General features: G+C 64.5%; 11 protein-coding genes. 3 read left to right on the plus strand and 8 right to left on the minus strand.

Going from position 1 to position 13,094, the window contains the following annotated elements; all coding sequences use genetic code 11:
- The first annotated feature begins 43 nt into the window (after nucleotides 1–43).
- Nucleotides 44–874, plus strand: a complete 831-nt coding sequence (locus tag AC0L3N_RS12135; protein ID WP_473547821.1) for an NAD(P)H-dependent oxidoreductase — start codon at nucleotides 44–46, stop codon at nucleotides 872–874.
- Between the two features lie 50 nt (nucleotides 875–924).
- On the opposite strand, the gene AC0L3N_RS12140 is transcribed toward AC0L3N_RS12135, so the two are convergent.
- The 3 genes from AC0L3N_RS12140 to AC0L3N_RS12150 form a co-directional block, all read right to left on the minus strand.
- On the minus strand, nucleotides 925–1,650 hold the full coding sequence (locus AC0L3N_RS12140) for a 3-keto-5-aminohexanoate cleavage protein (protein WP_473547822.1): 726 nt from the start codon (nucleotides 1,648–1,650) through the stop codon (nucleotides 925–927).
- 435 nt (nucleotides 1,651–2,085) lie between these two features.
- Nucleotides 2,086–3,441, minus strand: coding sequence for a sigma-54-dependent transcriptional regulator (locus AC0L3N_RS12145; protein WP_473547823.1), 1,356 nt, complete (start codon nucleotides 3,439–3,441; stop codon nucleotides 2,086–2,088).
- Nucleotides 3,442–3,455: 14 nt separating this feature from the next.
- Nucleotides 3,456–5,315, minus strand: coding sequence for a sensor histidine kinase (locus AC0L3N_RS12150; protein ID WP_123148109.1), 1,860 nt, complete (start codon nucleotides 5,313–5,315; stop codon nucleotides 3,456–3,458).
- 240 nt (nucleotides 5,316–5,555) lie between these two features.
- Between AC0L3N_RS12150 and AC0L3N_RS12155 the strand changes: the two genes are divergently transcribed.
- Nucleotides 5,556–6,887, plus strand: a complete 1,332-nt coding sequence (locus tag AC0L3N_RS12155; protein ID WP_123148166.1) for a dicarboxylate/amino acid:cation symporter — start codon at nucleotides 5,556–5,558, stop codon at nucleotides 6,885–6,887.
- Between the two features lie 493 nt (nucleotides 6,888–7,380).
- Nucleotides 7,381–8,445 (plus strand): glycosyltransferase family 2 protein, encoded by a 1,065-nt coding sequence (locus AC0L3N_RS12160; protein ID WP_473526935.1) that lies wholly within the window; start codon nucleotides 7,381–7,383, stop codon nucleotides 8,443–8,445.
- A 45-nt stretch (nucleotides 8,446–8,490) separates the two neighbouring features.
- Here the strand turns inward: AC0L3N_RS12160 and AC0L3N_RS12165 are convergent, their stop codons facing one another.
- The 5 genes from AC0L3N_RS12165 to AC0L3N_RS12185 form a co-directional block, all read right to left on the minus strand.
- A complete protein-coding gene (locus AC0L3N_RS12165) occupies nucleotides 8,491–8,736 on the minus strand; it encodes a DUF982 domain-containing protein (protein ID WP_123148112.1) in 246 nt (81 codons plus the stop codon).
- Between the two features lie 181 nt (nucleotides 8,737–8,917).
- A complete protein-coding gene (locus AC0L3N_RS12170; RefSeq protein ID WP_473547824.1) occupies nucleotides 8,918–9,724 on the minus strand; it encodes an ABC transporter permease in 807 nt (268 codons plus the stop codon).
- Complete coding sequence (locus AC0L3N_RS12175) at nucleotides 9,724–10,557, minus strand: ABC transporter permease (RefSeq protein WP_123148114.1); 834 nt, start codon at nucleotides 10,555–10,557, stop codon at nucleotides 9,724–9,726. Before AC0L3N_RS12175 ends, AC0L3N_RS12170 begins: the two co-directional genes overlap by 1 nt.
- A 24-nt stretch (nucleotides 10,558–10,581) precedes the next feature.
- Nucleotides 10,582–11,694, minus strand: coding sequence for an ABC transporter substrate-binding protein (locus AC0L3N_RS12180; RefSeq protein ID WP_123148167.1), 1,113 nt, complete (start codon nucleotides 11,692–11,694; stop codon nucleotides 10,582–10,584).
- Between the two features lie 90 nt (nucleotides 11,695–11,784).
- Entirely contained in the window at nucleotides 11,785–12,879 is a 1,095-nt protein-coding gene (locus AC0L3N_RS12185; protein ID WP_473547825.1) for an ABC transporter ATP-binding protein, read from the minus strand.
- Nucleotides 12,880–13,094 lie beyond the last annotated feature (215 nt).

The following is a 13,094-nucleotide window of genomic DNA, read 5'->3' on the forward strand; positions in this document are numbered from 1 at the left end:
GGGCTGGCTACCTTCAGCGTTCATTGTCCTTCGGAGTTGCCCCATGAAAGTCCTGCTTGTTTTTGCTCATCCTGAACCGCGTTCGCTTAACGGCGCACTGCGTGACGTCGCCATCAGGGAACTCGAGGCCCAGGGCCACGAGGTGCTGATATCGGACCTCTATGCTGATGGCTGGAAATCCGAGGTGGACCGTGCCGACTTTCCGTCGCGGCCGCCCGAAGAGCGCTTCCTGCCGGCTGGGGCATCCAAAAAAGCTTTTGCAACCAACACTCTGACCGGTGACGTTAAAGCGGAAATCGACAAGCTGCTGTGGGCCGACACGCTGATCCTCCAGTTCCCGCTGTGGTGGTACGCCATGCCGGCGATCCTCAAGGGCTGGGTCGACCGGGTGTACGCCTACGGCTTCGCCTATGGTGTCGGCGAGCATAGCGACAAGCGGTGGGGTGACCGCTTTGGCGAGGGAACGCTCGCCGGCAAGCGCGCGATGCTGATCGTGACCGCCGGCGGCTGGGAGGAGCATTATTCCGCCCGCGGCGTCAACGGCCCGATCGACGACCTGCTGTTCCCGATCAATCACGGGATCCTCTATTATCCGGGCTACGACGTACTTCCGCCGTTCGTGGTCTACAGAGTGGATGGTTTCGGGGAGGCCGATTTCGAGCCTGTTGCGGAGCGCCTGCGCGAAAGGATGCGGACGCTCGAGACAACCCGACCCATTCCCTATCGGCAGCAGAATGGCGGCGACTATCACATCCCGAGCATGCAGCTCCGCTCTGAACTGGGCGACCCGGGCGCCGCAGGGTTCGCGCTTCACGAGGATCGCGCAACCGCGAAATCGGCGACGCCGCGTTCGACTTTGCGGGACGTGGCCTGACGCAGCATCCCGAAAAGATCGGGCAAGGCGCCCGAAGCCTATGGGATGAATCAGCGACCGGCCCGGAAGATCGCGACGGCAGCAGCCGTCAGTGCGGCATTGCCTGATGCCGTAGTGCCGTCCGGAAGCGCCTTGCCGTCCTCCAGCCCGACGCGCGTCGACCAGTTGCGCTCCGCCGCCCGGTGCACGAACGGCCAGACCGTGGCGTCGGCACCGTGCAGCAAGATGGCGCGGCGCATCCCGGCGCGGTCGAGCACCGCCGCGATACCGGCGCAGACTTCCCACGCAGCGTCCAGTTCCTGCTCGGAGATCTCGATCAGGATGCGCAGCACCTGGCTGCCACGGTCGAGGCGGACCAGGCGCTCGGCATCGGTGACGGAGGCGAGCCCGGCCTCGATGCCGATGCCGCGCTGCCGCAGGCTTTGCATGACCTCGGGCGCGGCTTCCTCGCTCAGATTAACCGACGCGTAGTCAGGCAGCTCGTTCCAGCCGGCGATCGCGGCAAGCGTCCGCTCGTTGTCGTTCTCGATCCAGGCGCCGGTGGAGACGCCGATCAGCGTTCCAGGGCAGGCGCGGCGAAGCGCAAGGATGGTACGGTCCATCGCCGCCGGCGCGAGACTTTCGCGGCCATCGAGCCCGCGCGCATGGACATGCAGCTCGGCCGCACCGGCGGCCACGCATGCGGCGCCGTCACGCGCCATGGCGTCCGCGTCAAGCGGCAGTTGCGGGTGGAAGTCGGCGCCGCGCGCGCCATTGATGCAGGTCTGGACAATCATGGAGGTGGCGCCCGGTTGAAGTGGACCAAATGTAGCGCAGGATGGCGGATACCGAAATTGGGTTCGTGTCAGGAGAGTTGCTGCGGAGGAGGGATGTTCGCAGACGTTGGCGCTGCCCTCATGGCCCTGCTGCAACCCTACCTTAAAGATCTCAGCGTAGCGCCATCGGCGAAACTGGCGATCTCCCTTGCGGGGGAGATGCCTGGCAAGGCAGAGGGGGGTGCTGTCCCTCCGACCTGTCAACCAACTTACAGCCACGCCCCTGGGCTGTTTCCGGTTGAGAATGGCTGAGGTCGAAGTTGGCGATCCCTCCCACCGCCCTCTGTCCTGCCGGACATCCCCCGCCAGGGGGAGATTGGTTGCCGATACGGCTTTCGCCAACCACCGACGCTGGAAGTCAGGGCAGATGAGGGCCAGAGCCGGCCTATCGCCCCATTACCTCGAAAACTCGCTGCGCACGATGCCGTGGCGCTGGAGCTTGTCGTAGAAGGTCTTGCGCGGAATCCCCAGTGCTTCGATCGTGCGCCTGACGTCGCCCTCGTTGCGGCCAAGCGTCTCGCGGATGATGTCGGCCTCGTAGCGCTCCAGCCGCTCCGGCAGCTTCATGGCGGCATCCGGCTGGGCTGGGGCAGGGGATGGCGCTCCGGCACCTTCCTCCAATCCAAGCACAAACCGCTCGGCGAAATGCGCGAGTTCGCGCACATTGCCCGGCCAGTCATGCTCCCTGAGATGGCGGAGCGCCGAGGCCGGCACCGCCGGCACCGGGCGCCGGAAGCGGGCGGCGGCGCGCTCGGCGAAATAGAAGAACAGCAGGGCGACGTCGTCGCGGCGCTCGCGCAGCGGCGGAATGGAAATCGTCACCACGTTGAGCCGGTAGTAGAGGTCCTCGCGGAACGTGCCGCGCTGGTGCGGGTCGCCGAGATCGACCTTGGCGGCCGCAACGACGCGCAGGTCGACGGGCCGCATTTCGTTGGTGCCGAGCGGCGTGACCTCGCGCATCTCCAGCACGCGCAGCATCTGCACCTGTGTCGAGACCGGCATGCTTTCGATCTCGTCGAGGAACAGCGTGCCGCCGCTGGCATGTTCGATGCGGCCGATCCGCTTCTTCTGCGCGCCGGTGAAGGCGCCCGCCTCATGGCCGAACAATTCGCTCTCGATGACCGTCTCCGGCAGCGTGCCGCAATTCAGCGCAACGAAATTGCCCCTGGCGCGGCGGCTCCAGCGATGCAGAAGGCTGGCCACCACCTCCTTGCCGGAACCGGTTTCGCCGGTCACCAGCACATCGACATCGGTGTCGGCGATCTGGCGCAGCGTCCGGCGCAGCCTTTCCATCGCCGGCGTCTGGCCGATCAGCGGCAGCCCGTCCTGCGCCTCTCCGGCCGCTTCGCGCAAGGCGCGGTTTTCCATCACCAGGCGGCGCTTTTCCGCGGCGCGGCGCACGCTCTGCACCAGCCGGTCGGCGGCAAAGGGCTTTGTGATGAAGTCGTAGGCGCCGTCCTTGATCGCCTTGACCGCCATGGCGATGTCGCCATGCCCGGTGACGAGGATGACCGGAACGTCCGGGTCCAGCCGCAGGACGCGGTCGAAAAGCAGCAGGCCGTCGATCTCAGGCATGCGGATATCCGACACCACCACGCCGGCAAAACCGGCGTCGAGCGTCGCCAGCGCCTCGGCCGCCACCGAAAAAGCCGAGACAGAAAAGCCGGCAAGCTCCAGCGTCTGCGCAGTGGCCCTGAGGAGATCGCTGTCGTCATCGATCAGGATGACCGGCGCGGCGTCATCGTTCGTCATTTCTGCTTTGGCCATTACGCTGCTTTTGCAAGATGGATGGTGAAGCGGGTGCCGCTGTCGTCGCTCGAAACCTCGATGCGGCCGCCGTAGTCGGCGACGATGTCCTTCGAGATGACGAGACCAAGGCCGAGGCCCTTTTCCTTGGACGTGTTGAACGGCGTGAACAGCGATTTAAGGATCGCAGGCGGAATGCCCGAGCCGTTGTCGGACACGCCGACCGTCACGCCGTCCGCCTTCTCTTCGACCGAGACCTGCACCCTGGCATCGTCGCGGCCGTCCAGCGCTTCCAGCGCGTTCTGGAAGAGGTTGATCAGCACCTGTTCGAGCCGGACCCGGTTGCCCATCACTTTGAGGTTCGGCGGCGGCAATTCGATGGCCAGTGCGTCGAGCCGGCCGGCAAAGCGGCTTCTCAGCAGCACGACGGCGCCTTCGATGACGCCGCGCAATTCGACAGGCTCGGCGGCAGTGCGGCCCTTGCGGGCAAAGGCCTTCAACTCCTCGGTGATGGTGCCGATGCGTTCGGTCAGCGCTGCGATGGCGCCGAGATTCTCCTCGACCGGCGCGGTCTGCTTCCTGTCGAGGAAGACGCGGGCGTTGTCGGCATAGGCGCGTATGGTGGCGACCGGCTGGTTGATCTCATGGGCGACGCCGGCGGCAACCTGGCCGAGGATGGCGAGGCGGTTGGCCTGGACCAGATCCTGCTGCACCACCTGCAGCTTGGCTTCGGTGCTGCGGTGGTCTGATATCTCGGCCTGCAGCCGGTCACGGGCGCGGCTCAGATCCTCGGTCCGTTCGACGACGCGGCGTTCGAGCTCGGTGCGCGTCGCCTGTTCGGCGGCGATCCGCATTTGTCCTGACTGCCGACGCCACAACAGATACGCAGCAAGGCCGAGCAACGGAACAATGACGCCGAGCGCAAGGAGCCGCATTTCACGGGCCGCGGCGGCGATCGGCGCCTCGGCCGGGACGAGATAGTCGAGCCGCCAGGGGGTTGAAGGGATCAGGGTTGAAAGCCTGAGATATTCCGCATCGCTGCCGCCGGGCGTCACGGCATGCACGATCGACATGTCCGGGCTAAGTGCCTGCGGGCGCGTGATCGGCAATGGCATCAGCAGTGCATCGCCGAACTGCTGGCTGTCCTGGATGGCGGCAAGATCAGGCCCGGCAAGCCGCGCCGTCGTCATGAAGCGCCAGGACGGCACGCTGGTGATCAGGACGACGCCATGCTCGTCGCTGACATAGGCCGGGCGGTTCGCCTCGTGCCAGTCGGCCTCGAGCTGATCGAATTCCGCCTTGACGACGACGACGCCGAGCGGTGCGGCAGCATCGCCGACGCGGCGCGAGATGTAGAGGCCGGGGCGTTTGCTGACATTGCCGAGCGCGAAATATTCGGCGGTTCCGGATTGCATCGCCGCGGAGAAATAATCGCGGAACCGGTAGTCGTTGCCGACGAAGCTGATCGGCTCGCGCCAGTTGCTGGAGGCGATCGCCAGCCCGTCGGTGCCGATGACATAGAGCACCGAAGCCTTGGTGCCGGAGACCAGCCCTTCGAGCTTGCGGTTCAGCACATCGATTGCAGCACCACTTTTCTGCGCCAGCGCGTCGAGCACCTGCTGGTCTTCCGACAGCAGCAGGGGCAGGGCGCGCGGGCTTTCCAGCACAGCGCGCAGCAGCGCGACCTTCAGATTGGCATCGGTGCGACCTTGCGCCGCCAAGGCCCTGACCTCGGTGGTGCGGCCATAGAGGCCGGCGCCGTAAAGTGCGACCGTGGCGATCGCAAGGGCGATGGCCGCAAACAGCAGCCAGGCATGGCGCGCTCGCCTGCCGAGTTGCTCGGGCGTCGACGACAAGGCAGCGGCGGGGCGTTGAAGCATCGCCTATTTGTGCATGATTTCGCACAAATCACAATTCGGCTATGCGAATATCCGCACTTTCTGTGTACGAAGCGACCTCGTGAGTTCTGGAATACTCAATAAAATCAAATGGATAGGCTCTTTTCCGCGCACTTGGCACGGCAGTTGCAGACACGACTTCCAGCGGTCGCGAGGCTGCTGGGGGTCAACGCAATTGCTCCGGGAGGTCGAGCTTTCGATCGGAGCACAATGGAGGACGTCATGCAGACAGTATTCGCTGCCGCCGAGCCGCGCGGCAAACTTCCTTTCTACCGGCATCTCTATGTGCAGGTGCTGGCGGCGATCGCCGCCGGCGTGCTTCTCGGCCACTTCTATCCCGAAACCGGTGAGGCGATGAAGCCGTTCGGCGACGCCTTTATCAAGCTGGTGAAGATGGTGATCGCGCCGGTGATCTTCCTCACGGTGGCGACCGGCATCGCCGGCGTTTCCGACCTGCAGAAGGTGGGCCGCGTCGCCGGCAAGGCGATGATCTATTTCCTGGTGTTCTCGACGCTGGCGCTTGTCGTCGGTCTCGTCGTCTCCAATGTCGTCCAGCCCGGCGCCGGCATGCACATCAATCCGGCTACGCTCGACGCCACAAAGGTGGCGACGTATGCCGAAAAGGCGCACGACACCAGCATCGTCGGCTTCCTGATGAACATCATCCCCGACACGATCACCGGCGCTTTTGCGAAGGGCGACATCCTGCAAGTGCTGTTCTTTTCGGTGCTGTTCGGGCTCGCTCTTGCGCTGGTTGGCGACCGCGGCCGCCCGGTCGTCGATTTCCTGCAGGCACTGACCACGCCGATCTTCCGCCTCGTCGCCATCCTGATGAAGGCCGCGCCCATCGGCGCCTTCGGCGCCATGGCCTTCACCATCGGCAAATACGGCATCGGCTCGATCGCCAACCTCGCCATGCTGATCGGCACATTCTACCTGACCGCGCTGCTGTTCGTGCTGGTGGTGCTCGGCGCGGTCGCCCGCTACAACGGCTTCTCGATCCTGGCGCTGATCCGCTACATCAAGGAAGAGCTGCTGCTGGTGCTCGGCACCTCGTCCTCGGAAGCGGCACTGCCGGGCCTGATGGCCAAGATGGAGCGCGCCGGCTGCAACCGCTCGGTGGTCGGCCTGGTCGTCCCGACCGGCTATTCCTTCAACCTCGACGGCACCAACATCTACATGACGCTGGCCGCGCTGTTCATCGCGCAGGCGACAGACACGCCGCTCACCTTCGGCGACCAGATCCTGCTGCTCGCCGTCGCCATGCTGAGCTCCAAGGGTGCCGCCGGCATCACCGGTGCCGGCTTCATCACGCTTGCTGCGACGCTTTCGGTAGTTCCCACCGTGCCTCTCGCCGGCATGGCGCTGATCCTCGGCGTCGACCGCTTCATGTCGGAGTGCCGGGCACTGACCAACTTCGTCGGCAATGCGGTGGCGACCGTGGTCGTGGCGCGCTGGGAAGGGGAACTCGACCAGACCAAGTTTGCCGCCGCTATGGCCGGCGACTTGCCGGAGGAAGCCGATCTGTCGCTGCCGGGGCTGCAGGCAGCCTGACGTTCAGGCTGCACGGTCATATACCGAAGCCGGCTGCCGCCGGCTTCGGTATAGCCGCCGCCAACCTCCCAACCTCTGCGATTATCCACAGTCCACGCCGCTGCGCGCTGCCTCAGATGTAACAGACTTGTGAGTCTTGTTCTTGGTGCGGGGCTTGTTCCAGCCGTATTTGAAGGTCAGTATCCGCCATGCCTTCAAGGCGCCCGTCCACCTCGATCCCGACCTGATCGCGACCGAAGGGCGAGACATTTCCGTCGGGCTCGGTTGCGACCGGCCGAAAACCGTCGGAGCTTCTGCTGCCGCCGACCACAACCTTGACCAAGGCGGCAGCCCTCGAAGGCATGGCGGCCTCAGTACGAAGTCGCAAAGCGAGCCCGTCTCCTGATGGAAAGCCGCAGGCTTTTCCTCAGGAAACTCGTCGGGCACTTGAAGAGGGGGCAGGTCCGTGCGCGGGATTTTGCCGAAACCAAAGCAAGATGCGAGGTCAAATGCGATGCAGTCTGTCCCGAGGATTCCGGTATCCATCATCATCCCGAACTACAATTACGCGCGTTTCCTCAAACGCAGCATCGACAGCGCCCTGGAGCAGGACTACGCGGATGTCGAAGTCATCGTCGTCGACGATGCATCGCAGGACAATTCGACGACAATCATGAAATCATATGGGGACAGGATCCTCGCCTGCCCGCGAGCGCAAAATGGGGGGCATGCCGCCGCTTTCAACACCGGCTTTGCGGCAAGCTCGGGCAAGATCGTCCTGTTCCTCGACGCCGACGACTTTCTCTATCCCACCGCCATTTCCAGGATCGTCGACACCTGGGACGCGGCAACCGCCCAGGTACAGTCCAGGTTGCATATCGTCGACGAACGACAACGCATCAAGGATGTCTTTCCGCCCCCCGAACTGCCTTTCGACAGCGGCGACGTCATGCCGAAACTCCTGCACAAGGGCCGCTATCAGACGACTGTGACCAGCGGGCTGGCCTTTGACCGTTCAACCCTGGAATCGATCATGCCGATTCCCGAGCCGGAGTTCCGCCAGGGAGCCGATGGCTATCTTGCAACGCTGGCGCCGCTTTACGGGCACGTCCAGTCCATCGACGAATGCCTCGGCGCCTACCGGATCCACGGCGCCAACCATTCGGTCTTCGGTGAAAAGCTCGCCGAGCGGGCACGCTGGAGGGTAACCCACGATTTCCGCCGCATGCAGGCGCTGTCGGACCATGCTTCCGGGATCGGCCTGACAATTGTGCCGTCGGAGGCTGTCCGCCACGATCCGGTCCATCTGGAAGAGCGGCTGGCGTCGCTGTGCGCAGACAAGCGCCAGCACCCCGTGGCCAATGATTCCCGGCTGGCGCTCGGGGCGGCGGGCGCCGTGGCCAGCCTCGAAATGACGGCGTCCCTGCGCCGGCGCGCCGTCCTTGCCGCCTGGTTCCTATCGGTCGGGGTGTTGCCGCGGAAAATGGCGACCGCGGTGCTGTCTTGGAAGCTTGACGCCTCGTCGAGGCCGGCATTCCTCAGCCGTCTGTCCAAGACCATCCGCCACGCCATGGGGTAGCTTGCCTTAGTATGGCCCGCCATCTATCCGGCTCTGTTCGGCCGCTTACTCGACCAGAACATGCGCCTCCCGCGCGGCGCCGACAAACGCATCCCTGGCGATTTCGGTCGAAACGTCGCCGTTCATGGCCCGGCGGCATGCGCGCAACGCGGCGCCATGTTGCAGGCTGCCGGCGTCGCGCCACTGGCCTGTCAGCAATTCGACGGCCTGTTGTGCGTTGGAAATATGTCGGATCGTTCCCGTGATGCCGACCGAAACCGCAACCGGCTTGGAAAACCATCCTTGATCCATGGTGGAACCTTTGGTGAGTTGAACCCACCAAAACGCACGCCGTGGTACAAAGTTTCATTTGCGGCTGTCATTATGGCGTGAAAGCGGCGTTCCGCCGCCAGAGGGTCGGCGGGCTTCCCGTTCCAATCGGAGTCGCCAACTAAGCCGCCGCCCGGATAGGGCAGGCCGCGTACCCCTACCCCTAATACGCCCCGCGCAGCCTGACCATAACACTGCGCGCCGCAAGCACCAAAACCGTGATGATGATCAGGATCACCGAGAGGGCGGCGATCGCCGGGTCGATGTTGTCGCGCAGGCCCATCCACATCAGCCGGGGCAGCGTGATGGCGTTGACCGAGGTGATGAACAGGGTGACGCCGATCTCTTCCCATGACAGCACGAAGGACAGCAGGGCGGCGGTGACGATGCCGAACTTAATGTTGGGCATGATGATGCGCGTGGCGCGTTCCCATACCGTGGCGCCGAGGCCGCGCGCTGCAAGGTCGATGCGCCGGTCGAGCTGGCTGAGCGACACCAGGATCAGCACCGTGGCGAAGGGCACCGTCATCACCGCATGCGCCATGGCGACGCCGAGCCAGGTATCGTAGCCGAAGAATGAGCTGACACCCGAGATCGAGGTCAGCAGGAAGTAGAGCGTGATCGCCGAGACCACCGGCGGCACCACCATCGGCAGCAGCACGAAGCCGACAAGTGCGGCGGTGAAGCGTGGCTGGAACATCCACACGCCAAGGCTGAAGCAGAGCGCCAGCACGGTGGAGAAGGCGCTGCTGACGACGCCGATCCTGATCGAGAGCAGGATCGAGTTGATCCAGCGCGGATCCTCGATCAGCGCCCGGTAGTGGCGCAGCGACAATTCGCCGGACGGCATTGCCAGCATGCGGGTCGGCGTCAGCGACACCGGGATCACGGCAAGCAACGGCAACAGCAGGAATAGCGCAACCAGGGCGGCGAGGACCAGCGAGACGGGGCCGGGGCGGTAGGTCGGCATCAGATTAGCTGCTTCGGTCTGACATAGCGGAACACCAGCGCCATCAGCGCGCCGACGAACAGCACCAGCACGACGCTGATCGCCGCCCCCAGGCCCCAGTCCGGGCTCTGGAAGATGCGGAGATAGATCAGCTCGGCGACCATAACGCTGCGGCCGCCGCCGAGGATCGCAGGCGTCACAAAGAAGCCCAGCGAAAAGACGAAGACGATGAGCGCCGAGCCGATGATGCCCGACCGCGTCATCGGCACGAAGACCGACCAGAAGGTGCGCATGCGGCTGGAGCCGAGCCCGCGCGCCGCCAGCAACACGCGGTCGTCGAGGCTGCGCATCGAAGACGCCAGTGGAAACACGGCGAAGGGGATAAGGAAATGCGTCATGCCGACGATGACGCCGAATTCGTTGCGTACCAGTGTCAGCGGTTCTGAGATGAAGCCGATCGCCTGCAGCCAGGTGTTGAACAGGCCGCGATTGGAAAGCAGCGCCACCCAGCCGAAGGCGCGCGTCAGCACCGAGATCCAGAACGGCACCAGGATGCAGAACTCGGCGATCACGCGCTGCGCCGGCGTGCCGCGCACCCACACCACGGTGATGGCGTAGGCGGCGGCAACCGAAACAATTGTGACGATTGCGGCGATGCGCAGCGTGCGGACAAACACCGACTGAACCAGCGGGTCGCCTAACAGCGTGCCATATTGCCCGAGCCCCGGCTCGGGCAGGGTGAAGCTCCAATTGACGACGCCGAAGAATGGCCAGGCATAGGCGGCGGCAAGGAAGAAGAGCAGCGGCGCCATCAACAGCGCCGCGCCCATCCTGTCGGAGAGATATGCTTTCATCTCGGCCCCGGTTATCCCGGTCTATCAGGCGGAGATGATCTTCGTGTATTCGTCGAGTGCGGCCCCGTAGTTCTTGGCGTACCACTCCATGTCGAGCGCGATCTGCTTCTTCATGTTTTCGGGGTCGACCGGGTTGATGCGCTTCTTGTCGGCGGGGATCAGCGCGTCGGTGGCCGGATTGGCCGGACCCTGGCCGAGCTTGTCGAACATGATCAGTTGCTTCTCCGGATCCTGGGCGCTGGCGATGAACTTCATCGCCGCGTCCTTGCCGCCGGGATTGCCCTTGAGCACGGCGAGCGCGCCGGGCGAGATCAGGCCCTGGTCCCAGATGAACTTGATCTTGCCGCCGGAATCCTGCTCGATCAGTGAGGCGCGGGTCGACCAGACGATCGCCATCGAAGCCTCGCCGTCGAGCAGCACGCTCTGGCTTTCGGCGCCGCCGCCCCAATAGGCGACGACATTCTCCTTGAAGGCGGCGATCTTGTCATGCGCGCGCTTGAGGTCGAGCGGGTAGAGCGAGGCCGGCGCGATGCCGTCGGCGAGCAGTGCCGCTTCCCAGCTCGACACGCCCCATTTGTAGAGCGAGCGCTTGCCGGGGAATTTCGTCACATCGAAGAAGTCGGCCATGCCGGTTGGTGCCTGGCTGCCGAATTTTTCGGAATCATAGGCGATGACATAGGAGAAGAAATAGGTCGAGGCGGCGTGCTCCCAGCCGAAGCCCTCGCGCATCTTCTTCTTGTCGACGATCGAATAGTCGATCGGTTCGAGCATGCCTTGCGCGCCGAGAGTGATGGCCGAGAACGGGTCGACGTCGACCAGGTCCCAGGTCGGGGCGCCGCTCTTGAACTGCGCCGCGATCGCGCCCTCGGTCGGGCCGGAGCCATCCATCTTGACGGTGATGCCGGTCTCCTTGGTGAAGGCCTGGCCATAGGCCGCGTCATAGGCGGTGATGGCGTCACCACCCCAGTTGACCAGGACCAGTTCCTTGGCTTGCGCGAAGGCGCCGGTCGAGCGCAGCAGCATCGGCGTCCCGGCCAGCACGAGTGCGGCCAGCTGCGTGAACTGCCGGCGCGAGATCTCGCCGCGCGCGGCCCTGGCGGAGAGCGTCTCGATCGAGTGTTTCTTGGTTTCGCTCATCTTTGAATTGCTGGTCATGTCAGTTCCCCTTTTTGTCGTTGATATTTCCCGAAAGTCAGCCTGGCGATTTCAGCTTCGCCACACCGATCGTCATTGTCCTCCATCCGGAAGGAGGAAACCTTTTTCCGCCGGCCATGTCAGCCACACGGAATTGCCCTTGCCGAGTGCCGAAGCGGCGACCTCGTTCGGCACCGAGACCGTCACCTTGGCACCCTGGCGCGTCGTGAGATCGAGCCGTGTCGCAGCGCCGAGATAGGTCGAGGCGACCGCAGTCGCGGCGATGCCGTTCTCGCCGGCTGTCGCTTCGGGCGCGATCGACATGTATTCGGGCCGGATCGCCAGGATGGCGTTGCTGCCGACGGCGCTTGCATTGCCGCGCAGCGTGATGGTGCGGTCTTCGCACAGGCCGGTGGCGCCGTTGTCGGCATTGCGCACGTCCTTCAGCGGCAGCATGTTGATCTCGCCGAGGAACTCGGCGACGAAGCGGTTGGCCGGCCGGTCGTAGACCTCGTCAGGCGCGCCGACCTGCAGCAACTTGCCGTGGTTGAAGATGGCGACGCGCGACGACAGCGCCAGCGCCTCGCTCTGGTCATGGGTGACGAAGACGAAGGTGGTGCCGGTTTCCTGGTGCAGCCGCTTCATCTCGGCCTGCATCTGGCCGCGCAGGCCCTTGTCGAGCGCGGAGAACGGCTCGTCGAGCAAAAGCACGCCCGGCTCGAACACCAAGGCACGCGCCAGCGCGACGCGCTGCTGCTGGCCGCCGGACAATTGCGACGGCAGTTTCTTCTCGTGACCCTTCAGCCCGACGCGCTCGATCATCTCACTGATGCGTCGCTTGATGTCGGCCGCCGATTTCTTGCGCACCTTGAGCGGGAAGGCGATGTTGGCCTCGACGCTCATATGCGGGAACAGGGCGTAGCCTTGGAAAACCATGCCGGCGGCGCGCTGCTCGGCCGGCCGCTCGGTGATGTCGACGCCGTCGCTGAACAGGCGACCGTCGGTCGGCTGCACGAAACCGGCAAGGATCATCAGGAAGGTGGTCTTGCCCGAACCTGACGGCCCGAGCAGGGTCAGGAACTCGCCGCGGCCGATATCGAGCGTCAGGTCATCCAGCGCACGGAACGAGCCGAAGCTCTTGCCGATCCCGATTGCCTTGATCTCTGCGGCACGGCCGGGTTGCTGCATCCTGCCTTTGTCCTCAATGCTGATTGAAATCGTAGGCAGGGCGGCGGCTCACCGCAACCGAATAGTTTTCGCCTGACCGGCAAATTTGATTCATCTATGGCGCCTCAAGGGGGAGATGTCGCCGAAGGCGACAGAGGGGGTCGGATCGACCGGCGGGGGCCCCGGGGGGTTTAAAAAAAAAAGGGATGAGCCCACACCCCCCGACCCCCCCCCCA

The organism is Mesorhizobium sp. WSM4807 (assembly GCF_055811615.1).